Annotated in this window: 19 protein-coding genes; 15 read left to right on the forward strand and 4 right to left on the reverse strand. The window is 58.0% G+C overall.

What is annotated here, in order from left to right; genetic code table 11:
* Positions 1 to 479 precede the first annotated feature (479 nt).
* The 14 genes from FJD38_RS11360 (at position 480) to FJD38_RS11425 (ending at position 18,169) form a co-directional block, all read left to right on the forward strand.
* Entirely contained in the window at positions 480 to 1,796 is a 1,317-nt protein-coding gene (locus FJD38_RS11360; protein ID WP_122786470.1) for a nucleotide sugar dehydrogenase, read from the forward strand.
* A gap of 101 nt (positions 1,797 to 1,897) precedes the next feature.
* The gene (alg8, locus tag FJD38_RS11365) at positions 1,898 to 3,379 is read left to right on the forward strand and encodes a mannuronan synthase (protein WP_122786469.1); all 1,482 of its coding nucleotides are present in this window, start codon (positions 1,898 to 1,900) and stop codon (positions 3,377 to 3,379) included.
* Between the two features lie 34 nt (positions 3,380 to 3,413).
* Positions 3,414 to 4,583, forward strand: a complete 1,170-nt coding sequence (locus FJD38_RS11370; protein ID WP_122786468.1) for an alginate biosynthesis protein Alg44 — start codon at positions 3,414 to 3,416, stop codon at positions 4,581 to 4,583.
* Between the two features lie 2 nt (positions 4,584 to 4,585).
* Entirely contained in the window at positions 4,586 to 5,899 is a 1,314-nt protein-coding gene (locus FJD38_RS11375) for an alginate biosynthesis protein AlgK (protein ID WP_244302721.1), read from the forward strand.
* Entirely contained in the window at positions 5,896 to 7,368 is a 1,473-nt protein-coding gene (locus FJD38_RS11380) for an alginate export family protein (protein WP_122786467.1), read from the forward strand. The genes FJD38_RS11375 and FJD38_RS11380 overlap by 4 nt, the downstream gene beginning before the upstream one ends.
* A 26-nt stretch (positions 7,369 to 7,394) precedes the next feature.
* Positions 7,395 to 8,966, forward strand: a complete 1,572-nt coding sequence (gene algG, locus FJD38_RS11385; RefSeq protein ID WP_122786466.1) for a mannuronan 5-epimerase AlgG — start codon at positions 7,395 to 7,397, stop codon at positions 8,964 to 8,966.
* A gap of 11 nt (positions 8,967 to 8,977) precedes the next feature.
* On the forward strand, positions 8,978 to 10,396 hold the full coding sequence (locus FJD38_RS11390; RefSeq protein ID WP_122786465.1) for an alginate O-acetyltransferase: 1,419 nt from the start codon (positions 8,978 to 8,980) through the stop codon (positions 10,394 to 10,396).
* Between the two features lie 8 nt (positions 10,397 to 10,404).
* Positions 10,405 to 11,526, forward strand: coding sequence for a mannuronate-specific alginate lyase (locus tag FJD38_RS11395; protein ID WP_122786493.1), 1,122 nt, complete (start codon positions 10,405 to 10,407; stop codon positions 11,524 to 11,526).
* A 290-nt stretch (positions 11,527 to 11,816) separates the two neighbouring features.
* Positions 11,817 to 13,256 (forward strand): MBOAT family O-acyltransferase, encoded by a 1,440-nt coding sequence (locus tag FJD38_RS11400; RefSeq protein WP_122786464.1) that lies wholly within the window; start codon positions 11,817 to 11,819, stop codon positions 13,254 to 13,256.
* Between the two features lie 12 nt (positions 13,257 to 13,268).
* Positions 13,269 to 14,447, forward strand: a complete 1,179-nt coding sequence (locus FJD38_RS11405; RefSeq protein ID WP_122786463.1) for an alginate O-acetyltransferase — start codon at positions 13,269 to 13,271, stop codon at positions 14,445 to 14,447.
* 31 nt (positions 14,448 to 14,478) lie between these two features.
* Positions 14,479 to 15,135 (forward strand): alginate O-acetyltransferase AlgF, encoded by a 657-nt coding sequence (locus FJD38_RS11410; RefSeq protein WP_233609116.1) that lies wholly within the window; start codon positions 14,479 to 14,481, stop codon positions 15,133 to 15,135.
* A gap of 31 nt (positions 15,136 to 15,166) precedes the next feature.
* Positions 15,167 to 16,618, forward strand: coding sequence for a mannose-1-phosphate guanylyltransferase/mannose-6-phosphate isomerase (locus FJD38_RS11415; protein ID WP_122786461.1), 1,452 nt, complete (start codon positions 15,167 to 15,169; stop codon positions 16,616 to 16,618).
* Between the two features lie 170 nt (positions 16,619 to 16,788).
* Positions 16,789 to 17,613 (forward strand): SDR family oxidoreductase, encoded by an 825-nt coding sequence (locus FJD38_RS11420; protein WP_146385379.1) that lies wholly within the window; start codon positions 16,789 to 16,791, stop codon positions 17,611 to 17,613.
* A gap of 163 nt (positions 17,614 to 17,776) precedes the next feature.
* Positions 17,777 to 18,169: a DUF4440 domain-containing protein gene (locus FJD38_RS11425; protein WP_122786459.1), complete on the forward strand. Its 393-nt coding sequence runs from the start codon at positions 17,777 to 17,779 to the stop codon at positions 18,167 to 18,169.
* Between the two features lie 7 nt (positions 18,170 to 18,176).
* Here FJD38_RS11425 and FJD38_RS11430 read toward each other — a convergent pair whose 3' ends face one another.
* From FJD38_RS11430 to FJD38_RS11445, 4 genes are read right to left on the reverse strand one after another with little or no spacing between them, the layout of a single operon-like run.
* The gene (locus FJD38_RS11430) at positions 18,177 to 19,046 is read right to left on the reverse strand and encodes an efflux RND transporter periplasmic adaptor subunit (protein WP_122786458.1); all 870 of its coding nucleotides are present in this window, start codon (positions 19,044 to 19,046) and stop codon (positions 18,177 to 18,179) included.
* Between the two features lie 9 nt (positions 19,047 to 19,055).
* The gene (locus tag FJD38_RS11435; protein ID WP_122786457.1) at positions 19,056 to 19,256 is read right to left on the reverse strand and encodes a DUF1656 domain-containing protein; all 201 of its coding nucleotides are present in this window, start codon (positions 19,254 to 19,256) and stop codon (positions 19,056 to 19,058) included.
* Positions 19,246 to 21,432: an FUSC family protein gene (locus tag FJD38_RS11440; protein ID WP_122786456.1), complete on the reverse strand. Its 2,187-nt coding sequence runs from the start codon at positions 21,430 to 21,432 to the stop codon at positions 19,246 to 19,248. Before FJD38_RS11440 ends, FJD38_RS11435 begins: the two co-directional genes overlap by 11 nt.
* Before the next feature lie 36 nt (positions 21,433 to 21,468).
* On the reverse strand, positions 21,469 to 22,980 hold the full coding sequence (locus FJD38_RS11445) for an efflux transporter outer membrane subunit (RefSeq protein WP_122786455.1): 1,512 nt from the start codon (positions 22,978 to 22,980) through the stop codon (positions 21,469 to 21,471).
* Between the two features lie 223 nt (positions 22,981 to 23,203).
* Here FJD38_RS11445 and FJD38_RS11450 point away from each other — a divergent pair, with 223 nt between their 5' ends.
* Positions 23,204 to 24,136, forward strand: a complete 933-nt coding sequence (locus FJD38_RS11450; protein WP_122786454.1) for a LysR family transcriptional regulator — start codon at positions 23,204 to 23,206, stop codon at positions 24,134 to 24,136.
* Positions 24,137 to 24,198: the final 62 nt, after the last annotated feature.

Below are 24,198 nucleotides of genomic sequence, written 5' to 3' on the forward strand. Positions count from 1 at the left end.
GGGCGAAACCTTCGGGGCCATCACTTTGCAACTAGTGCCATCTTTTGAAACACATTCAGCAATATGTAAAAACGAGATCAGCGGGCTGGAACTATGTACCGAAGCACCGCTCATAGAATCCGTAACAATTATTACCGAGCTTGTAGGAAATGACTTACGCAGCACTCATAAAATAAACGCTTAACACGCTCTGGCCAGCCGGGGTGTGGCGATCAAAAGCGAATCACCTGCTAAACGCCTTCGTGCCATATAAATCAATGGCTTGAGGTATGCCCCTGCGTGTATCCGCGGAGGGCTTCGAGCCAAATTGTCCTACAAGACAATAAGTAGCTGCACTTTAAAAGTGCAACTTTAGCAGCGTTGAAACATAACAGTGCCTGTTCACGGTATTGCGGGTTAGTTATGCCGTAATTCCAAGTTCGCCCTTATTTTTTAACTTAGGCCACTCAGTGGCTTGAACATGACAGAGGTCAATTACGATGCGCATCAGCATATTTGGTTTGGGTTACGTCGGCGCCGTTTGTGCCGGTTGTCTTTCTGCCCGCGGCCATGAAGTTATTGGCGTTGATATTTCTCAAGACAAGATTGACCTGATCAACCTCGGCAAATCGCCCATCGTTGAACCGGGCCTTGGCGAGCTGCTGGCTCAGGGTATTCAAACAGGCCGTCTGCGCGGCACCACCAACTTTGCTTCGGCCATCCGTGACAGCGACCTGTCGATGATCTGCGTCGGCACGCCGAGCAAGAAAAACGGTGATCTGGAACTTAACTACATCGAAGCCGTATGCCGCGAAATCGGCGCTGTGCTGCGTGAAAAAACCAGCCGTCACACCATCGTGGTGCGCAGCACCGTATTGCCGGGCACCGTGAAAAATGTCGTGATCCCGATTCTCGAAGAATGCTCGGGCAAGAAAGCAGGCGTTGATTTCGGCGTCGCCGTAAACCCTGAATTCCTGCGTGAAAGCACGGCCATTGCCGACTACGACCAGCCGCCAATGACTGTCATCGGCGAGTTCGATACCGCTTCTGGCGATGTGCTGCAATCGCTGTACGAAGAACTCGACGCACCGATCATCCGCAAGGACATCGAAGTGGCCGAGATGATCAAGTACACCTGCAACGTATGGCACGCCACCAAAGTGACCTTCGCCAACGAAATCGGCAACATTGCCAAAGCAGTGGGTGTAGATGGCCGTGAAGTGATGAACGTGGTCTGCCAGGACAAAACCCTCAACCTGTCGCAGTACTACATGCGTCCGGGCTTCGCGTTCGGCGGCTCTTGCCTGCCTAAAGATGTTCGCGCCCTGACCTACCGCGCCGGTTCGCTGGACGTTGAAGCGCCGCTGCTCAACTCCCTGATGCGCAGTAACGAATCGCAAGTGCAGAACGCCTTCGACATCGTTGCCAGCCACGACAAACGCAAAGTCGCCCTGCTCGGCTTGAGCTTCAAGGCCGGCACCGATGACCTGCGCGAAAGCCCGCTGGTCGAGTTGGCAGAAATGCTGATCGGTAAGGGCTACGACCTCTCCATCTACGACACCAACGTCGAATACGCCCGTGTTCACGGTTCGAACAAAGAGTACATCGAATCGAAAATCCCTCACGTGTCGTCCCTGCTCAACTCGGACTTCGACGCAGTGATCAATCACAGCGACGTGATCATTCTGGGTAACCGCGACGAGAAATTCCGTGCCCTGGCGCAAAACGCACCGGCCGGTAAACAAGTCATCGACCTGGTCGGCTTTATGGCCAAGGCCACTAGCACCACCAGCCGCACCGAAGGCATCTGCTGGTAACAGCAGCCGTCAGCTTCAAGCAGCACGTCGCAAGTTTACAGCGCTTCACTCGTAGCTTGCGGCTTGCAGCTCGAAGCCCTCTTCACCTTCGGATGACGCAAATGTCCAAGTTAAAAAACGTGTTACTTCAATCCGCGGGCTGGCTGTTTTTTCTAAGCCTGTTGATGGGCCTCGCGCTAGCGTTGCCGACCTCTACCTTTGACTCCGAGTCGAAGAACTTTATTTTCCTGATTGGCGCCGTGGGTATCTGGCGCTACTCAATGGGTGCCACGCATTTTCTGCGCGGCATGCTGTTTTTATATGTGGTGTACCCCCACTTGCGCCGCAAGGTACGCAAGCTGGGCAAGGCGGCTGACCCGTCTCATGTGTTTCTGATGGTCACCAGCTTTCGAATCGACGCACTGACCACCGCGCAGGTGTACAGCTCGGTCATTCGCGAAGCCATTGACTGCGGCTTGCCTACCACCGTGGTGTGTTCGCTGGTGGAAATGTCCGATGAGCTGCTGGTCAAGAGCATGTGGCAGCGCCTCAACCCGCCTGACCGCGTCAAGCTGGACTTTGTGCGCATTCCCGGCACCGGCAAACGCGACGGCCTGGCCTATGGCTTCCGCGCCATCTCGCGGCACATGCCCGACAACCGCGCAGTGGTAGCAGTGATCGACGGTGACACCGTGCTCGCCCAAGGCGTGGTGCGCAAAACCGTGCCGTGGTTCCAGCTGTTCGGCAATGTCGGCGGCCTGACCACTAACGAGTTCTGCGAAGTACGCGGCGGCTACATCATGAGCGAATGGCACAAGCTGCGCTTTGCTCAACGCCACATCAACATGTGCTCGATGGCCCTGTCCAAGCGCGTCTTGACCATGACCGGACGCATGTCAGTGTTCCGTGCCAACGTAGTGACTGACCCCGACTTTATTGCCGATGTGGAAAGTGACTCGCTGCAACACTGGCGTCTGGGCCGTTTCAAGTTTTTGACCGGCGACGACAAGTCCAGCTGGTTCAGCCTGATGCGTCTGGGCTACGACACCTTTTACGTGCCAGACGCGGCGATCCATACCGTGGAACACCCGCCGGAAAAGAGCTTTATCAAGGCCAGTCGCAAGCTGATGTTCCGTTGGTACGGCAACAACCTGCGCCAGAACGCCCGCGCGTTAGGGCTGGGTGTTAAACGCCTCGGCGCCTTCACCAGCCTGGTGCTGTTCGACCAGCGTGTGTCGATGTGGACCTCACTGCTGGGCCTGACGGTAGCGCTGATTGCCACGGCCAAATACGGCATCACCTTCCTTATTGCCTACCTGCTGTGGATTGGCATCACCCGCCTGATTCTGACCCTGTTGCTGGCCTGTTCGGGTCACAGCATCGGCCCGGCTTACCCGGTGATTCTTTATTACAACCAGATCGTTGGGGCACTGGTGAAGATCTACGTGTTCTTCCGCCTCGACCAACAATCCTGGACCCGTCAGGACACTAAATTGACCCGTGATCTGGCCAGCTTTCAACGTTGGTTCAACACCTGGTCGTCTCGAACCATGACCTTCTCCGCTGCCAGCATTTTTGTTGCTGTGCTGCTGACGATGGTCTGAACCGACCCGACCGAATTAATCAGGAATAAGACCCATGAACACTCAAGTTAACGCCAACGTTGTCCACGAATCCGAAGCCCAGCGCCAGCATGCGCGGGTCAAAATCCCGGCCAAGCTGCGCTTTCTCACGGCCGAGCGCGCGCCGATGGAAGTCAGCCTGATCGACCTCTCGGCCGGTGGCCTGAGCTTCAATGCGGCCAACCAGACCTTCAAGGTCGGCGACGTGTTTAAAGGCCGCCTGCAATTTCTGGTGGATAACCTCGGCCTGACCATGGACGTCGACCTGCTGGTGCGCAATGTTGACCGCCAGACCGGCCGCGTCGGTTGCCAGTTCCAGAACCTGGACCTGCAAGACATCGCCACCTTGCGTCACTTGATCACCTCGCACTTGAGTGGCGACATCGTGACCATGGGCGAAATGCTCGCCACCCTGCAACGTGACAACTTCACCAAAGCGCGCAAGGTCAAAGATGGCGGCAGCGGCATGAGCCCGTTCGGTCGTATGAAAGCCGTAGTACTGAGCGCCGGTGTGTTTGTCGTCGGTCTGGTGGCGTTCGGTTTTATCGTCAAATCGGTGTACGGCCTGTATTTCGTCACCCACGCGCAATCGGCGCTGGTCAGCGTGCCCGCCTTGAACATCACTATGCCCCGTGACGGCACGGTGCAAAGCCTGATCAAAGACGACCAACTGGCCGCCAGCGGCGCGCCGATTGCGACCTTCAGCACCAGCATGCTCGACGTCCTGAAGGGGCATCTGGACGAAAACCAGCTGCAACCACAGAACATCGAAACCCTGTTCGGCAAGCAAATGACCGGCACCCTGACCTCGCCATGTGATTGCGTGGTGGCGGAACAAGTGGTTGCCAATGGTCAATACGCCAGCAAGGGCGACGTGATCTTCAAACTGGTACCGCGCACCAGCGAAGCCGGTATTGCTGCACGTTTCAGCTATCGCCAGTTCGGTGACGTACTGCCGGGCACCCGTGTGAACTTCCAGATTGCCGGTGAAGATGGCCAGCGCAGCGGCAAGATCATCAGCAGCACCAGCCTTAACAGCGATGACCTGTCATCTGACATTCGCGTGCAAATCAAACCTGACGCCCCGCTGGACAGCGCGTTGGCTGGCCGTCCAGTAGACGTGCGCAGCGACCGTGGCCCATCGTTGAACTGGTTGATCGACAAAGCCTCGGCTGCGGGTTTGTAAGCATGACAAGCCCATCCCCCATGCCATTTCCCGTAGCAGCTGCCGAAGGCGGCGTCCGAGTGCGCAGCGCTCGCCCTCCTGAGCACGCGCAGGTTCTGACACACCGTGCCAAAGGGTTTTACGGTCGCTTCGCAACCGAACGCAGCCTTCGGCAGCTGCTACGGGGGCAGGCGTTGCTACCACTGGTTGCAGCCATCGCATTGGCCGGTTGTGCGGGCCTGCCCGATCAGCGTCTGGCCAATGAAGCCTTGAAGCGTGGCGATACCGCCACCGCTCAGCGTAACTATCAAGCGTTGTCGGATCTGGGCTACACCGAAGCGCAGGTCGGACTGGCGGACATCTGGATGACAAATCCAGACGCCGATCAGCTGAAGAAAGCCGAAGCCGCTTACCGCGCGGCCGCAAAAACTTCACCTCGCGCTCAGGGCCGTCTTGGCCGCCTGCTGGCAACCAAGCCCGATGCGACCGAGGCCGAGCTGCTTGAAGCACAGGGCTTGCTCGAACAATCCCTGGGCAACGCCGGCTATTACCCCGAGCTGGCCGCGATCTACCAGAAACGCGGTCAAACCGAACAACTGGCCGAGCTGGTCAAGCAGTTGCAAGGCGCGTATCGCAGTGGCGCAGCCTCGGCCAAGAAGGTCGACGGTGTCGCCCGGGTATTGGCCGATCCGACGCTGGGCACGCCTGATCCCGAAACGGCTAAATCGTTGCTGGAAAACATCGCCCCCGGTTACCCCGCAGCCTGGGTGAGCCTGGCGCAATTGCTCTATGACTTCCCGGATCAGGGCGACACCGCGCAGTTGCAGGAATACCTGGACAACGGCCGCGCTGCCGATCTGCCCCGCGCCGAGCTGTTGCTGGGACGCATGTATTACGACGGCAAGTGGATGACCCCGGATGCGAAAAAGGCCGAGGCGCACTTCCAGCGTGCCGTGGACAAAGAAGTCGCGGCGGATTACTACCTGGGTCAGATTTACCGTCGCGGTTATCTGGGTCAGGTGTATCCGCAAAAAGCCCTCGACCATTTGCTCAAGGCTGCGCGTAACGGCCAAAACAGCGCCGACTTCGCCATCGCCCAGTTGTTCTCCCAAGGCAAAGGCACTCAGCCCAACCTGCTGAACGCTTATGTGTTCGGCCAACTGGCGAAACTCCAGGACACCCCGCAGGGCAATGAACTGGCGAGCCAGCTCGACGAGCAACTGCCGCCTGAACAACGCGCCGACGCCGAGCGCCTGCTGGAAAAAGAACGCACCCTGCGCGCCAACCTGTTGCTGCGTGCACAGCTAGAACAAGAACACGGCGAGGAAGCCCTATGACCCTCAATCCCTTTGTGAAAGCGGGCATTGGCCTGTCTTTCGCGCTGCTGTGGTCATGCCCGACCCTGGCCGCCATGACCGATGAAAAGAACTTCGGCCTTGAGACGAAAATCACCGTGCAGTCCGAAGACGACCGCGACCTCGGCACCCGTGACGGCGGCGACGTAAACGGTATCGCCCTTGACCTGCGCCCATGGGCGTATTTCGAACACGGCAACTGGAGCGCCTACGTGATGGGGCAGGCGGTGACGTCCAGCGACATCATCGAAACCGACACCCTGCAACAGGCTGATGAGCAGCAATCAAGCAGCAGCGATTCGCGCCAACCGGATAAAAGCTACCTGGCCCTGCGTGAATTCTGGCTCGGTTACAAAGGTTTCACCGCTTACCCCGGCGAAGAGCTGCGATTGGGTCGCCAGCGCCTGCGCAACGACGACGGCCTGTGGCGCGACACCAATATCGAAGCGCTGAACTGGACGTTCGATACCACCTTGTTGAAGGCTAATCTGGGCGTTGCTGAACGCTTCAGCGAGTACCGCACCGACCTCCACGATCTGGCCCCGGATGACAAGGATCGCTTGCACCTGTTCGGTGATATTTCAGCACAGTGGACACCCGGCCAGTGGGTCGGCCTGCGTGCGCATCACACCCACGACGATGGCAAGCTCAAGCATCAAGGCGAAGAAGTCGACGCGCTGGATAAAACCGAGAACGGCGACCTGACCTGGCTCGGCATTGAAGCCAACAGCGACGCCTACAACTACCGCAACACCAACACCGTCAATTACTGGGCCAGCCTCACCGGCATGACCGGCAAACGCGACAACCTGGCCACCTCCAGTGTGGACGGGCGCACGCTGGCGGGCGCCAAAACCAGTGACAACGTAGACGGCTGGGCCACCGATCTGGGCATTCGTTTGCGCCTTGACCCGAACTGGCAAGTCGGTGCGGCCTATTCCCGGGCCAGCGCTGACTACCAGCAGACCGGCCTTGAGAGCAACCGCTCGAACTACACCGGCACCCGCTCGCGGGTTCACCGTTTTGGTGAAGCATTCCGTGGCGAAATGCAGAACATGCAAAGCGCCAGCCTGTTCACCTCCTGGCAGCTGCGCGACGACTACGACGCCTCGCTGGTCTACCACAAGTTTTGGCGCGTAGACGCCAGCAAGCCGGTGGGCAGCAACGGCATCAACGCCGTCGAAAATACCGAAGACCCGACTGGCGGCTTGCTGTCCAGCACGTCACTGCCGTTGATCGACGGTAAAAACGACCTGGGTCAGGAAATGGATCTGGTGGTCACCAAGTACTTCAAACAAGGCCTGCTGCCAGCGGCACTGAGCCAGTCGATTGACGAGCCTTCAGCGCTGGTGCGCTTTCGTGGCGGCGTGTTCAAGCCGGGCGATGCCTACGGCAAGAACGTCGACTCGTACATGCACCGCGCGTTTGTTGACGTGATCTGGCGCTTCTGATGACTACGCCAACGGGAGTGCGTGACATGAATCATCCTGCCCACAAAGGCGCGATCAGCCTGCTGGCTGGCGCGCTGCTGCTGGCCAGTTCGGCCGCCTTTGCCTCCGTCTCGCCGGTAGAGCAGACGGTGGCCAAAGAGCTGCAACAAGCCAAAACCTACACCGTCAGCACGGCCCCGTCGGCGCCGCTGGACATTGCCAAGCCCGCCCTGCCCGACCTGTCGGGTTACACCCGTGAAGCCGCAGCGGCCAAGATTGTGCGCAGCAAAGCCGGCAAAGTCAGCGTGCGCCGCATGATGCAAGAGAACGCCCTGAAAGACTTTATCGGTGGCGATAACAAAATGGCCGAATGGGTAGTGCGCCAAGGCGGTATTCCCCAGGCGATTTTCATCGACGACGGCTATGTAAACCTCAAGGATCTGGCCAAACGCCTGCCCAAACAGTACTTCAGCGAAACCGCACCGGGTGTGTACCTGGCGCGCTTGCCGATTGTGGTCGGGCATCAAGGCATTCTGGACATCGACAGCAGCACCAAAGAGTTGCGTCTGTCCGAAGAAGGCGGCTCCTTTTTGGTCAACGATGGCCAGTTGTTTGTGCGTGACACCCAAGTCACTGGCTGGCGTGAAAAGGCCAATGGTCCGGCCACTTTCCGCGACGCAAAAGAATTCCGTCCGTTCCTGCTGGCTTGGGGCGGCACCCAGACCTACATCGTCAACAGCAAGATGGCCAGCTTTGGCTACGCCAACAGTAAGTCGTACGGGGTGAGTATTTCTCAGTACACGCCCAACATGGCCAAGGTGGTCAAACGCGATGAGCCCACCGGCTGGATCGTCGACTCCGAGTTCTCGGACATGTGGTACGGCTTCTACTGCTACGAAACCCGCGACTTTGTAGTCAAGGGCAGCACTTACCGCGACAACATCGTCTACGGCATTGACCCCCATGACCGTTCGCACGGCCTGATCATTGCCGAGAACGACGTGTTCGGCACTAAACGCAAACACGGAATCATCATTTCCCGTGAAGTGGACGACAGCTTCATCTTCAACAACCGCAGCCACAACAACAAATTGTCGGGCCTGGTGATCGACCGTAACAGCGTCAACAACCTGATTGCCGACAACGACATTTTCCAGAACCACACCGACGGCATCACCCTCTATGAGAGCGGCGACAACCTGTTGTGGGGCAACAAGGTTTTCAACAACCGTCGTCACGGCATTCGGGTGCGCAACAGCGTGAATATTCGCCTGTACGAAAACCTCTCGATGGCCAACGGCCTGACGGGCGTGTACGGCCACATCAAAGACCTGAGCGACACCGACCGCGATATTCACCTCGACCCGTTCGACACCGAAGTGTCGCTGATTCTGGTGGGTGGCGAGCTGGCCGGTAACGGCAGCGGCCCATTAAGCATCGATTCGCCCCTGAGCATCGAGCTGTACCGGGTGTCGATGCTGGCCCCGACCAAATCCAGCGGTATCAGCCTGAACGGGATTCTGGGTGAACGTCAGGACGAGATCCTCGACCTGATGGTGCGCCAGCAAAAAGCCGTGCTGATCGACCCCGTTGAACGCCAGACCGAATTGCACGACTGAGGATGACTGTTATGCCCCCCCATTTGATCACGTTGCTGACCGCCGGCCTTCTGCTTGCCAGCGCAGGCGTGCAAGCCGATGAAATCGAAGCGCCGACGTTCACCGCCGAGGAGTGCTGCAACCTGTGCCCCGAAGCCCACGACGCGAAGAACTACACCACGCGTTACCAGCAAAACTTCACCACGTTGGTGCAAGCCAAAGGTGACTGGTTGTTCCGCACCCAGGAAGACCTGCGCACCCAATTCGAAACCACGCCCGCAGGCTACAAGCGCATGCAGCAACTGCACGATGCGTTCAAAAGCAAAGGGGTGGAATTGGTCGTGGTCTACCAGCCGACTCGCGGGCTGGTCAATCGCAGTAAATTGATGCCAGCCGAGCGCGCCTCATTCGACTACGACACGGCCCTGAAAAACTATCAGGCCATGCTCGCACGCTTCGCCAAAATGGGTTACTACGTGCCTGACCTGTCACCGTTGACCGACGAGCAACAGGCGCACGACTTCTACTTCCGCGGTGACCAGCACTGGACGCCTTACGGCGCCGAGCGCACGGCCAAAATCGTCGCCGAAACAGTGAAAAAAATCCCCGGCTTCGCGGACATCCCAAAGCGCGAGTTTGAAACCAAAATTTCCGGGCGCATGGGCAAAACCGGCACCCTGCATAACATGGCCGGGCAACTGTGCGGCACCAGCTACGCCGTGCAATACATGGATCAGTTCAGCACCGAGCCTAAAGGCGAAGCGGGCGACGACGATCTGTTCAGCGATTCGGCCAACCCGCAAATCACCTTGGTGGGCACCAGCCACAGCGGCAAGAACTACAACTTTGCCGGGTTCCTGGAGCAATACATCGGCGCTGACGTACTCAATGTCGCCTTTCCGGGCGGCGGTCTGGAAGGGTCGATGTTGCAGTACCTGGGCAGCGATGAGTTTCAGAAGACCCCGCCCAAGGTACTGATCTGGGAGTTCTCGCCGCTGTATCGCCTCGATCAGGAAGTCACCTACCGCCAAATGATGTCGCTGCTGGACAACGGTTGTGAAGGCAAGCCTGCACTGCTGAGCAAAAGCACCACACTCAAGCCCGGCACCAACCAGCTGTTGGTCAATGGCACCAACAAGCCGTTGCACAACGCCAACCATCAAATTGACATCCGCTTCGCCGACCCCTCGGTGAAAACCTTGCAAGCCACCCTCTGGTACATGAACGGTCGCCACGAGACTCTGAAAATCGACAAGCCGACAACCTCCGACACAGACGGACGTTTCGCCTTTGAACTGCGCACCGATGAAGACTGGGCCGACCAGAACCTGCTGGCCCTTGAAATTCAGGGCCCGGATGACGCGGGTGACGCGCAGCAAGTCGAAGCCAAACTCTGCACCCGCAACGTATTCCCCTCCCCTGCGCAGCACACCGCGCAGGCTGGACGATGAGGTTTCTGATGCCTACTGCACCGATCAACTTACGCACACTGCTGGCGCCGACCCTATTGGGCTTGGCGATGTTTGCCAGCAACGCCCACGCGGCCGCGCCCCTGCGGCCACCACAGGGGTATTACGCCCCGATCGAAGCCTTCAAAACCGGCGATTTCAAAAACGACTGCACGGCCATGCCGCAGCCGTATACCGACAAGCTGGAGTTTCGCAGCAAGTACGAAGGCTCGGACAAGGCCCGTTCCACCTTGAACGTGGAATCGGAAAAAGCCTTTCGTGATGCCACCAAAGGCATCACCACACTGGAGCGCGGCACCAGTAAACAGGTGATGCAATTTATGCGCGACGGCCGCCCCGAGCAGCTCGATTGCACATTGAACTGGCTGAGCGCCTGGGCTCAGGCCGATGCGTTGATGAGCAAGGACTTCAACCACACCGGCAAGTCCATGCGCAAATGGGCGCTGGGCAGCATGGCCTCGTCTTACTTGCGCCTGAAGTTTTCCGAGTCGCAACCGTTGGCCAAACACCCAGAGCAGGCGCAGATGATCGAGGCCTGGTTCAGCAAAATGGCCGATCAAGTGGTCAGTGACTGGGATGACCTGCCGCTGGCCAAAACCAACAATCACTCGTATTGGGCCGCCTGGTCAGTGATGGCCACGTCCATCGCCACCAACCGCCGTGACCTGTTCGACTGGTCGGTGAAAGAGTTCAAGGTGGGGGCCAATCAGGTCGACGCCCAAGGTTATTTGCCTAACGAAATGAAGCGTCAGCAACGGGCGCTCGCTTACCACAACTACGCCCTGCCACCGTTGGCGATGATCGCCAGCTTTGCTCTGGTCAATGGCGTGGACCTGCGCAACGAAAACAATGCGGCGCTCAAACGGCTGGGCGAACGGGTGTTGAGCGGGGTCAAAGACCCGGATGAGTTTGAAGACAAGAACGGCAAGGAACAGGACATGACCGACCTGAAGGTGGACGCCAAGTTCGCCTGGCTGGAGCCGTTCTGCACCCTCTACACCTGTGCGCCTGATGTGATTGAGCGCAAGCGCGAGATGCAACCGTTCAAGACATTTCGACTGGGCGGGGATTTGACCAAGGTGTACGACCCGGCTCACGACAAAGGCAAATAACGCAGCCCTCACCCTAGCCCTCTCCCAGAGGGAGAGGGGACTAAAAGCAAAAGCAGATCTGCGTAACACCACACATCTGCCCCCTCTCCCTCTGGGAGAGGGGGACTAAAAGCAAAAGCAGATCTGCGCAACACCACACATCTGCCCCCTCTCCCTCTGGGAGAGGGTTGGGGTGAGGGTCGATCAAACGACACCCTCCCCCCAAAGAAACACAAACACCCTCCCCATTATTCACGGGGGGGTTTGGGGGGGCTGAGCCCTTTACTGTTGGTCAACACGGAGAGGTCAGGATGGTTTTTTCATCCAATGTGTTTCTGTTTTTATTTTTACCGGTGTTTCTCGCCCTCTATTACTTGAGCGGCCAACGCTACCGCAACCTGCTGCTGCTGATCGCCAGCTATGTGTTCTATGCCTGGTGGCGCGTGGACTTTTTGGCGCTGTTCATCGGTGTCACCATCTGGAACTACTGGATCGGCCTCAAAGTCGGAGCCGCCGGTGTGCGTACCAAACCCGCACAACGCTGGCTATTGCTGGGCGTGGTGGTCGATCTGGCGATTCTCGGTTACTTCAAGTACGCCAACTTCGGCGTCGACAGCATCAACGCGATGATGAATTCGGCCGGCCTCGACCCGTTCATCCTCACTCACGTGCTGCTGCCGATCGGTATCTCGTTCTACATTTTCGAGTCCATCAGCTACATCATCGACGTGTACCGCGGTGACACCCCGGCCACCCGCAACCTGATCGATTTTGCCGCGTTTGTGGCGATCTTCCCGCACCTGATCGCCGGCCCCGTGCTGCGCTTTCGTGACTTGGCCGATCAGTTCAACAACCGCACCCACACCCTCGACAAGTTCAGCGAAGGTGCCACGCGGTTTATGCAGGGCTTCATCAAAAAAGTGTTTATTGCCGACACCCTGGCCGTGGTCGCCGATCACTGCTTCGCCTTGCAGAACCCGACCACGGGCGATGCCTGGCTCGGCGCACTGGCCTACACCGCGCAGTTGTATTTTGACTTCTCCGGTTACAGCGACATGGCCATCGGCCTGGGCTTGATGATGGGTTTCCGCTTTATGGAAAACTTCAAACAGCCGTACATCAGTCAGTCGATCACCGAGTTCTGGCGGCGCTGGCACATCAGCCTCTCCACCTGGCTGCGCGACTACCTGTACATCACGCTGGGCGGTAACCGTAAAGGCACGCTGACCACCTACCGCAACCTCTTCCTGACCATGTTGCTGGGCGGTCTGTGGCACGGCGCGAACATCACTTACATCCTCTGGGGTGCCTGGCACGGCATCTGGCTGGCGATTGAAAAAGCTCTGGGCCTGAACACCAACCCACGTGTGCTTAATCCGATTCGCTGGGCCCTGACCTTCCTGATCGTGGTGATTGGCTGGGTGATTTTCCGCGCCGAAAACCTGCACGTCGCCGCTCGCATGTATGGCGCCATGTTCAGCTTCAACGAGTGGTCGCTGTCGGAACTGACCCGCGCCAACCTCACCGGTCTGCAAGTGGCAACGCTGGTAGTGGCTTACCTGACGCTGGCCTTCTTCGGCCTGCGTGACCTGTACCGCCGCCCTACCGAACTGGACGTCAGCAAGGCGCAGACACTGCCGGCGGACTGGTCACGCTATGCCCTGCGCAGTGTTATCGGGCTGCTGTTTATGGCCTCGATTTTCAAACTTTCGGCGCAAAGCTTCTCGCCGTTCCTGTACTTCCAGTTCTAAGGGGAGCCGACCATGAACCGAACATTACGCATCGTCTACGTCACCAGCTTCTGCGGCCTGTTACTGGGTTTGGGAGCGGTCTCGCTGCGCAGCTTTATGGGCTTCAACACGCCGCCCGAAACCACCGTGCTCAACGGTCATTGGAGCAAAGCGGTCGAGACCCATTACGACGACGAGTTCCCGATCAAGCGACTGGGCACCAACCTCTGGGCCGCGCTGGATTTCACCCTGTTCAATGAAGGGCGTCCGGGTGTGATTCTGGGCCGCGATCAATGGCTGTTCAGCGATGAAGAGTTCAAACCCTGGCCAAATGCCGAACACAACGTGTCGAGCAATTACGCCCTGGTTGAAGGCGTACGCCAAACCTTGAAAGCCCACGGCGTTAAGCTGGTGATGGCTGTGGTGCCGTCCAAAGTGCGCTTGTACCCCGAGCACATGGGTGACAAACGCCCCGCATCGATCCATGCCGACCTGTACCGCGACTTTCATGCGCAACTGGCTGCCAGCCAGGTAATCGCCCCTGATCTGCTCGGCCCGCTGCAACAGGCCAAACAGGCAGGCGCGCAGGTGTTTTTGCGCACTGACACGCACTGGACGCCAGACGGGGCGCAAATCGCCGCACAACAACTGGCCAAGGCCGTGAGCACTCAGTTCCCGCTCAGTGGTGAACCGCAACAGTTTGTCACTGAAGTTGAAACCACCGAGCAGCACAACGGTGACCTGGAGCGCTTCCTGCCACTGGACCCGCTGTTCAGCCATTTGCTGCCGCCGTCCGAACCGCTGGAAAAACGCAGCACCCGCGTCGCTGACGACGCCCCAGAAAGCGCCGACAGTTTGTTCGCCGACAGCGAAGTGCCGGTCACGCTGGTAGGCACCAGCTACAGCGCCAACGCCAACTGGAACTTTGTCGGTGCCTTGAAACAAGCGCTGCGCAGCGACGTGATCAATGACTCCAAGGACGGCCACGGCCCCATCCTGCCGATGCTCGCCTACCTGAAAAGTGACGCCTTCAAGAACACCCCGCCACAAGTACTGATCTGGGAATTCCCGGAGCGCTACTTGCCGGTGGACAACGAAATCGGCGACGCCGATCCGAAATGGGTCGCGAGCTTGAAAGAAGCCGGCGCGCGCGCGCCGCAACTTGCACAGAACACAGCCAAATCCGAGACGCCCAACCGGGCGCAAAACTGAAAGAGAGGTTCAACTTATGTCCATTAAAGCGATGCCGTTCAAACCTGCTCCACGTCGTCTCGCCAAATCTTTCGCACTGATGGCCGGCCTCAGCCTGTTGTCACTGCAGGCCTGGGCCGGTGGCGATGCCGCGCTCTACGGCCCAAGCGCACCCAAAGGGTCGAGCTTTGTGCGCATCTTCAATGCCAGCAATCAGGAAGTCAGCGCCACCGTGGGCAACACCGCACTGAACGATGTGGCGCCATTGGGCAGCAGCGATTTCAGTTTTATGCCCCAGGGCGATTACAGCGCCAAGATCGGTAGCCAAAACGTGCCGGTCAAACTGGCGTCAGATCACTACTACACCCTGGTCAACACCGGCAGCGGCCAACCGCAGCTGATTGAAGAACCCCCGTTCAAGAACAAGCAAAAGTCGCTGGTACGGGTGCAGAACCTGACCGACAAGGCGCTGACCCTGAAAACCGCAGACGGCAAGACCGAGGTGGTGAAAACCGTCGCGGCCAAAGGCCGTGGCGAACGCGAGATCAACCCGGTGAAGGTCAGCTTCGCCCTGTATGACGGCGACAAGAAAGTCAGCGACCTCAAGCCGGTAGCGCTGGAGCGCGGTGAAGCCGCCGTTCTGTACATCACGGGCAGCGGCAGCAGCCTGGCACCGACCTGGGTAAAACGCCCGGTATCGACCCGTTAATTCCCCTTTTTTAAATTTTTGGAGAGACAACATGATTCCGGTAATTCTTTCAGGTGGTAGCGGTTCGCGTCTGTGGCCTTTGTCGCGCAAGCAATTTCCCAAGCAGTTTCTGGCCCTGACCGGCGAACAGACCCTGTTCCAGCAAACCCTGGAGCGCCTGGTGTTTGACGGCATGGACACGCCAATTGTGGTCTGCAACAAAGAACACCGCTTTATCGTCAACGAGCAACTGGCTAACCGTAAGCTCGACACTCAGCGCATCCTGATGGAACCGTTTGGCCGCAACACTGCACCCGCCGTGGCCCTGACCGCGATGATGCTGGTTAACGAAGGTCGCGACGAATTGATGCTGGTGCTGCCCGCTGACCATGTGCTCGAAGACCAGAAAGCCCTGCAGCGTGCGCTGGCGCTGGCCACTGTCGCGGCGGAGCGTGGCGAGCTGGTGCTGTTCGGCGTTCCGGCCCTCAAGCCTGAAACCGGCTATGGCTATATCAAGTCAACCACTGACGCTCAGTTGCCAGAAGGCGTTAGCCGGGTCGAGTCGTTTGTCGAAAAGCCGGATGCCAAGCGCGCCTCTGAATTCGTCAAAAGCGGCGGTTACTTCTGGAACAGCGGCATGTTTATGTTCCGCGCCAGCCGTTTCCTGGAAGAACTGAAAAAGCATGATCCGGACATCTACGACACCTGCCTGCTGACGCTGGAACGAAGCCATCAGGACGCTGACACCGTGGACATTGATGAAGCCACCTTCGCCTGCTGCCCGGACAACTCCATCGACTACGCCGTGATGGAAAAAACCGAGCACGCGTGTGTGGTGCCGTTGTCGGCGGGCTGGAGCGATGTGGGTTGCTGGTCGTCGCTGTGGGACGTCAATGAAAAGGACGCTAACGGCAACGTCAGCAAAGGCGATGTGGTGATTCAGGACAGCACCAACTGCATGATTCACGGCAATGGCAAGCTGGTGTCGGTGATCGGCCTGGACAACATCGTGGTGGTCGAAACCAAAGACGCCATGATGATTGCCCACAAAGACAGCGTTCAGGGCGTCAAACAGATGGTCAACACCCTCAACGAGCAGGGCCGCAGCGAAACCCAGAACCACTGTGAAGTCTATCGTCCGTGGGGTTCTTATGATTCGGTGGACATGGGCGGCCGCTTCCAGGTCAAACATATTTCGGTCAAGCCGGGTGCCTCGCTGTCCTTGCAAATGCACCACCACCGCGCTGAACACTGGATTGTGGTGTCAGGCACGGCCGAAGTGACCTGCGACGAAAATGTATTCCTGCTCACCGAGAACCAGTCGACCTACATTCCGATTGCTTCGGTTCACCGCCTGCGCAACCCGGGCAAGATCCCGCTGGAAATCATTGAAGTCCAGTCCGGCAGCTACCTGGGCGAAGACGACATTGAACGCTTTGAAGATGTGTACGGACGTTTGACGCCGATTGAACGCGGCGTTTCGATCAAAACCATCGCACAGTAAATTTTTGCAATAATTGCGGCCAATCACAGCATCTGCTTGTGATTGGCCTTTTTTTCGCCCCCTCTAACCCCCCCGCTCAATCTCCTCGTCTACGGCATCTGGACGCGTATGCTTGTCGCACCCGTGCCGACGGCGTACTTTCGCTTTTTCCATCCAGTCAGGATTCATTTATGCCCATCGCCCTCATTACCGGATGTTCCAGTGGAATAGGCCGTGCCTTGGCCAACCTTTTCAAGGACGCCGGTTATGAGGTGTGGGCGACGGCCCGAAAGCCTGAGGATGTAGCGCAGCTAAAGGCCGACGGCTTTGTCGCGGTACAACTGGACGTCAATGACAGCCTTGAAGTGGATCAACTCAGTGCCCGCCTCAAGCAACACGGCAAAGGCCTGGATGTGCTGATCAACAATGCCGGGTATGGCGCTATGGGGCCGCTGCTGGATGGCGCAGTGAAGGGCTTGCAGCAACAGTTCGAAACCAACGTGTTCTCCGTGGTGGGCATCACCGGGGCGTTATTTGACCCCTTGCGCCGTAATCGGGGGCTGGTGGTCAATATCGGCAGCGTTTCCGGGGTGCTGATCACGCCCTTTGCCGGTGCTTACTGTGCCTCCAAAGCTGCCGTGCATGCCTTGAGTGATGCCTTGCGCATGGAACTGGCCCCTTTCGGGATCAGGGTGATGGAGGTCCAGCCGGGCGCCATCGACACTCACTTTGGCAAAAATGCCAGCGCGCAGGCCGAGCAACTGATCGCTGAAGATTCGCCGTGGTGGCCCGTGCGTGAGGGTATTCGCGCCAGAGCCAACGCTTCGCAAGACAACCCTACCCCCGTCGCAGAATGTGCCAGGGCGGTGTTTAAGGCTGCGCAAAAAAACCGCCCACCGGCCTTGCTGCGCGTGGGAAACGGCAGCAGGGCCATGCCCTTGCTGGCCGCATTACTGCCCCGTGCGCTGCTGCAAAAAATCCTGATGAAGCGCTTTGGCTTGACCACCTCGTTGTAACCGCTGACCGTGTCATCCTTTTTACGGTCGCTTCGCAACCGGACGTCGCCTTCGGCAACGGCTACGCCAGTACCCTCCCCCCGTCGTAACTTCGGGCTGGCAGCTCTCTCGCCATGCCCTATGCTTGCACCTTCACAGTGCTGCCCTGCTCGAAGAGAGATTTATGACTGACTATTCGCCCTACTTTGACCTAGTCGAAGAAACACTCGCCGAGATCGAGAACTGGTTCAGCGGCCTTTCCAGCGTGTTACCGACGCTGCTGGCGCGCTTTTCAGATGAGTTTTCGATGATCACACCTAGCGCCAAGGTGCTTGATCTAGACGGGATGGAGGAGTTGTTCGAGCAACTGCGAGGCACCCGCCCCGGGCTGGTGATTACCCTCAGCGAGCTCAAAGGCATCGCCCTCTACAACGAGGGCGCAGTGATCAGCTATCGAGAGCTGCAAGAAGTCGACAACACCCTACTCAACGACCGCCGAGCCACCGTAGTGTTTGAAAAAGACGCCAGCGGCAAGGTGCTCTGGCGTCATTTGCATGAAACGTTTATCGCGGATTAAAGAACGATCACTGCGCTGTTTCATCCGTCGGTTTGACGATCACGGTGCAGGTGGTGCCCGCCGCCAGCAAGAAACCGTCGGGTATTTCGTCAATGTGAATACGCACCGGTACCCGTTGGGCCAGTCGTACCCAGTTGAAGGTCGGGTTCACGTCCGCCACCAGCTCACGGCTCACCGGGTTGTCGCGGTCATAGATACCGCGCGAGATGCTTTCGACGTGCCCCTTGAGCACTTCACCGCTCATCATTTGCAGGTCAGCTTTGTCGCCCACCCGGATATGCGGCAATTTGGTTTCTTCGAAGAAGCCATACACCCAGAACGAGTCCTTATCGATCACGGCCATTTTCGGGTCGCCGACGCGGGCATAGTCGCCTTTGTGCACATTGAGGTTGGTCACGTAACCATCCACCGTCGCCACCACCTTGGTGCGCTTGAGGTCGAGTTTTGCCGCTTCCAGTTGTTGCAGCGCGTGCTGGTAATCGGCAAACGCGGCACTGGCCAGGTTGCTGGCGTCATCGCGGTTTTCGCGGGAAATCACCAGATTGTCCATCTGCGCCCGGCGTGAAGCGTTGACCTTGCGCATCTCCCATGTGGCTTTACGCGAGGCAACCAGCGCTTCGGCTTGTTTGACAGCAATCTCGTAATGCTCGGGGTCGATTTCCAGCAGTACGTCGCCCTTTTTCACCAGCTGGTTATCTTTGACTGGCACGTTGACCACATAGCCGTTTACGTCCGCGGCCACATTGATAATGTCGGCGCGCACCCGGCCATCACGGGTCCACGGGGTTTCCATGTAATGCACCCATAAGGTCCGGCCGATCCATATCGCAAGGGCCAGAACCAGCAAGGTGGCAAGCAGGCTAAAGAACTTTTTCATCGATCGGTCTCAACGGTAAACAAGGAGCGCCATGGCGCCAAAAAGACAAGCAAAGAGGCTCAGACGCAACAGCGCCGGATGCCAGAAGAAGCGGTACAGGTCATAGCCGGAAAACAGTCGGTCAAAGCCCCAGGCCAGCACGGCCGCGATAAAAAACATCAGGGTCATGGTCGGCATGTAGACGCCATGAAAGGCGATTTCACGAGGCATGTTCAACTCCTTGCGGCTGGGCATAAGCCGCCAGCGGTGATTGCGGGTCAAGCAGTGACGAACGTATGAAGTGAAGGTAGCTCTGCACGCGCACCAGTGCCGAAGTATCAAAGTTACGGGCAAAGGGTTCGTCGGTCGCTTGCACTCGGTTGATTGCATGATCGACCGCTATCAGCGCACGTTCCAGGTTGCTTTCACTCGGGGCAATAAAGAGCCGAACCAGCGCCCGGCCCATGACCCGAATGGCCTGACGCCAGGGTTGAGACTCGGCATACGCCGGGTGAACCGGCAACACAGCCTGTTCTTTACGCAACTCGATAATGGCGTGCCCCACTTCAAGCACTACAAACATCCAGCGCAGCAACGTGCGTTGCACTTGCGGATTCCCCGCGGCCAGACCGTAGGCCTGGTGCATCAGGTCACGGGTACGGCTTTCAAGGCTGGAGCTCAAGCCACGCAACTTGCCACTGATGGCGTACACCACTTGTTCACGCAGGTCTTGCTCCAGACGGCTCCACAACCAGCGGCTGTTGGGCGGCAGAATAATCGCACCTGCCGCTGCACAGACCAGCATCCCCAGCACCATCGCAATATAGTCGTTGATGAATTGGTACGGGTTGTAGATGGTCAGGTTGTCGGGCACCGAGCCTGATGTGAAAAAGATCAGCAAGCCCAAGCCTACGCCGACGTAATTGGCCCGTGAGGTCAGGAACGAACCCAACATGATGACGGGCGTCAGCACGACACACAGCAACGCGAAACCGTCGATATGGGGCAGCACGAAGAACATTTCAACAAAGCCGATGATCGCGCCCAGGAAAGTCCCACAGGCCATCTGAAACGACATGCGTTTGGGGTTGGGCGTGGCCGCCGACAAGCCGACCGTGGCTGCTGCGATCAGGGTCATGGTGGCGCCGCTAGGCCACGCCGTCATGACCCAATAGGTGCCCAGCACGGCCAGAATAAACGCCGCCCGTATGCCCGACGCTGCCGCCGACCACCAGTTGGTCTGCGAAACAAAAGGCTGGTCCCAGCGTTCACGCTCATGAACGTGATCGGCCAGCGACGCATGGGTCAACGCGTAGTTGTGCATGTCGTCCACGAAGCGGAATAACAGCTCATACGCCGTGTTGAAATCGAGGAAGTCCGAAGGGCTGGGTTCGCTTTCCAGAAACTTCACCCGCAGTGCCCGCACATGACCAGGCAAGCCGGCTTTGAACGCGCTCAGCTGTTCGGCTAAAACAGAGGCGTCTTTATCCGTCAAAGAGCGACCGGCGTAGGTGTCGAGCAACTGGGCGAGTAACTCCAGCTCCGGCTCAATGGCCTCTACCACTTGCACCACCCCGCGACTGCGCAGACGGGCGAGCAATTGGTGCAAGGCATTGAAGCGCGTGGTGATGGCCATGAATTCGCTGTTCAGACGGCTCAATCGCCCGCTACGACGACGCATATGCGGGTCTTCGAAAACGGTCACGCTGCGCATGCCTTCCAGACCGACGCTCTCGCCGATGAAGCGCACATTCTTGGCTTCATAGTCTTCCAGCGAAGACTTGCCGCGCAGGCCTTCAGCGACAAAGCCGGCGAACACGCCAAAGCGTTTGTACAACGCGTCATGCATCGCAGCACCCGCCGTTTTAGGCAGGATGGCGGCACTCACCAGGGTTGAGCAGAGGATGCCCAGCGAGATTTCCAGCACCCTCCACACGGCCGCCATGAACGCACCGTCCGGATGCGCCAGGGCAGGCAAGCCGACCATGGCGGCGGTATAACCGGCCAACACAAATCCGTAGGCGCGAAAGTTACGGCAACGGGCCGCACCCGCCGAGCATATACCGACCCAGATCGCCATCGCACCGAGGAACAACACGGTGTTCTGGGCAAACAGGGCGATCAACGCAACGGTGACTGCCGAGCCGGTCAGGGTGCCTAAAAACCGGTAAAAACTTTTGGCAAAGACCTGACCGCTTTGTGGTTGCATCACGATAAACACGGTGATCATCGCGGTGCGCGGCTGTGGCAACTCAAGGCGCATGGCCAGCCACAACGTCAGAAACGCGGCTGTCAGCACCTTGAAAATATGGACCCAGGTCACGCCGTCAGTGCGTGCCCATTCGTAAAAGCCTCGGCGCCATTCCAGGGAATGCAACCAGCGTACCGGGGCGGGTAAATGGTTCATCTACAGGCTCTCAAAATTAGCCATCAGGGTTGAATATCAGCGACTGAACATCTTCATGATTGCCGGTGGTTTGTCGGGCGCGTAACGATCGGCTTTTGGCACATCGTTACCGGCGCCAAGACCACCACCCAATGCCGTCACCAGCTCGGCATGGGCACTCAAGCGCGAGGCTTCGACCACTTGCTGAACCTGCTGCTGCTGGAACAACAGGGTTTGCGCATTGAGCACGTTGAGGTAGTCGGTCAAGCCCCGTTGGTAAGCGACCATGGCGATGTCATAGGTTTTCTGCGCGGCTTCAACCGACTCACGGGCAAACACTTGCTGTTTGTCCATGGACTCACGCTTGATCAACTGATCAGAAATCCCTTTAAGCGCATTGACCAGCGTCTGGTTGTACTTGGCCACGGCCATGTCATAACCACTGGAGGCAACACCCAGTTCGGAGCGTAGACGACCTCCGTCGAAAATGGGCAGCGAGATCGCAGGGCCAACGTTGTAGGTGAGCTTTTTAGCAGCCAGGAACTCCAGCGCCCCGCCACCTGTGGCCACAAAACCCAAGCTGGCCATCAAATTGACGTTAGGGTAAAAACCGGCGTGAGCAACGTCAATACCCCGTGCCTGTGCGGCCACTTCCCAACGACTGGCAACCACATCGGGGCGTTGGCCCAGCAATTCAACCGGCAGGTTGGAAGGCAATTTAAGGGCGGTGCCCAGCATCAGTGTCGGGCGTTTGAGGCGTGCGCCTTCGCCCGGACCTTTACCCGCCAACGCTGATAACTGATTGCGCGTCAGGGCAATTTCTTCTTCCTGAGCGTCGATCTTGCGATGAATTTCGGGCAGTGGCGCTTGCGCCTGACTGACTTCGAAATACGTACCGATACCGCCATCCAGACGTTTTTGCGCCAGATCGAGAATCTGCTCTTGCTGATGCAAGGTCGACTCGATGATGTCGAGCTGGGCATAGTGCAGCGACAACTGGATGTAGGCGTGAATCACGTTGTTCTGCAATTCGAGCTGAGCCTGACGGGCTTCGGCAGCCGTCATGTGCGCCATGTCCACGGCTTTCTCTGTGGTGTTGCTGTCAAGGCCCCACAGGTCGAGGGAATAACTGAAGCCCAATGAGGCGGCGTTATCCCACGTAGTGGTCTTGTCCAGATCGCCGGGGCCATAGAAATTGTCCGAAGGCCATCTGTGACGTTTAAGAGCAGTTTCGCCGTTGACCTGCACAGACTCGGCCGATTCAGCTACACCCGCCATTGCTTTGGCCTGACGCACGCGCGCAGCGGCCATGGCCATGGTTGGGCTGCCCTGCACGGCCATGTTGATCCACTCATTGAGTTGTGGATCGCCATAGGCATTCCACCACTGGGCTTTGGGCCAATGTGCGTCTTGCGTGGCGTTTTGAATCGCCTCGTCGGTAGCTAAAGCATTGGGTGCGAGCATTGTGCCTTTGGGGCCGATGCCACCGAAACCGATGCAACCATTTAATGCTAACGATAAAGCCAAAACACTCAGTGTTTTAAGCTCCCTGCTCATGCGACGTGGCACTGCTGCTGATTCCTGAAAAGGAGGGGGGGGTAAGTAATGAAGGAGACTAGTTTAGGACGTGGTTATCACAACGATAAGCTGGCAAAACGGTGAATCTTTATTACCGTTACTGGGATAATCCGTTAGTCGAATGTAAACCTGTCGGTAATGCTTGAAACTTCGTGTCACAATTTGACGCTGTGTAACTGGTTGCTGTCCCCTTTTAGCCCCTTGAGAGCACTTCATGGACACTTTGCAAAACATGCGCGCCTTCAGTTGCGTGGCCGAAGCCGGAAGTTTCACGGCGGCGGCGGCGATGCTGGACACCACTACCGCTAACGTATCGCGCGCGGTCTCCAACCTTGAGGCCCACCTGCAAACCCGCCTGCTCAACCGCACCACCCGGCGCATCGCCCTGACCGAAGCCGGTAAACGTTATTTGTTGCGTTGCGAGCAAATTCTGGCCTATGTCGAAGAAGCAGAAGCTGAGGCGAGTGATGCTCACTCACGCCCTGCTGGCCAACTCAAAGTGCATACCATGACCGGCATCGGTCAGCACTTTGTGATCGACGCTATTGCCCGCTACCGCAAAACCCACCCCGATGTGACCTTTGACCTGACGCTGGCCAACCGTGTACCGGATTTGCTCAACGAGGGTTACGACGTGTCCATCGTGCTGGCCAGCGAGTTGCCGGACTCGGGGTTTGTCTCCCAGCGCCTGGGCATTACGTACAGCATCGTCTGTGCCTCCCCGGGCTACGTAAAAGCCAACGGCACCGCGGACAAACCCAGCGACCTGCTCAACCATGCCTGTTTGCGTCTGGTCAGTCCGGTGATTGCGCTGGACAAGTGGGTGTTTGAAGGCCCCGAAGGTCAGGAAATGGTGCTGATCAATTCTTCGCCGTTTCTGGTCAACTCGGCCGATGCGATGAAAACGGCGATCACCAGCGGCATGGGCGTGGGCGTGTTGCCGGTGTACGCGGCGATTGATGGCCTGCGCAACGGCACATTGGTGCGCATGCTGCCCAAGTACCGCTCGCAAGAACTGAACCTGTATGCCATTTACCCGTCTCGTCAGTATCTGGATGCGAAGATCAAAACCTGGGTCGAATACCTGAAAGGGTCACTGCCTGAAATCTTGGCTGCGCACCAGACAGAACTGGCGGCGTATAGCTAAAGGCCGGGGATGACACTCCAGGGCAGCCGGATTCCCGCAGCTCTGGAAGAGCACGTCAGGGT

Origin of the sequence: Pseudomonas saxonica, from assembly GCF_007858365.1 — a bacterium.
GTDB lineage: Bacteria > Pseudomonadota > Gammaproteobacteria > Pseudomonadales > Pseudomonadaceae > Aquipseudomonas > Aquipseudomonas saxonica.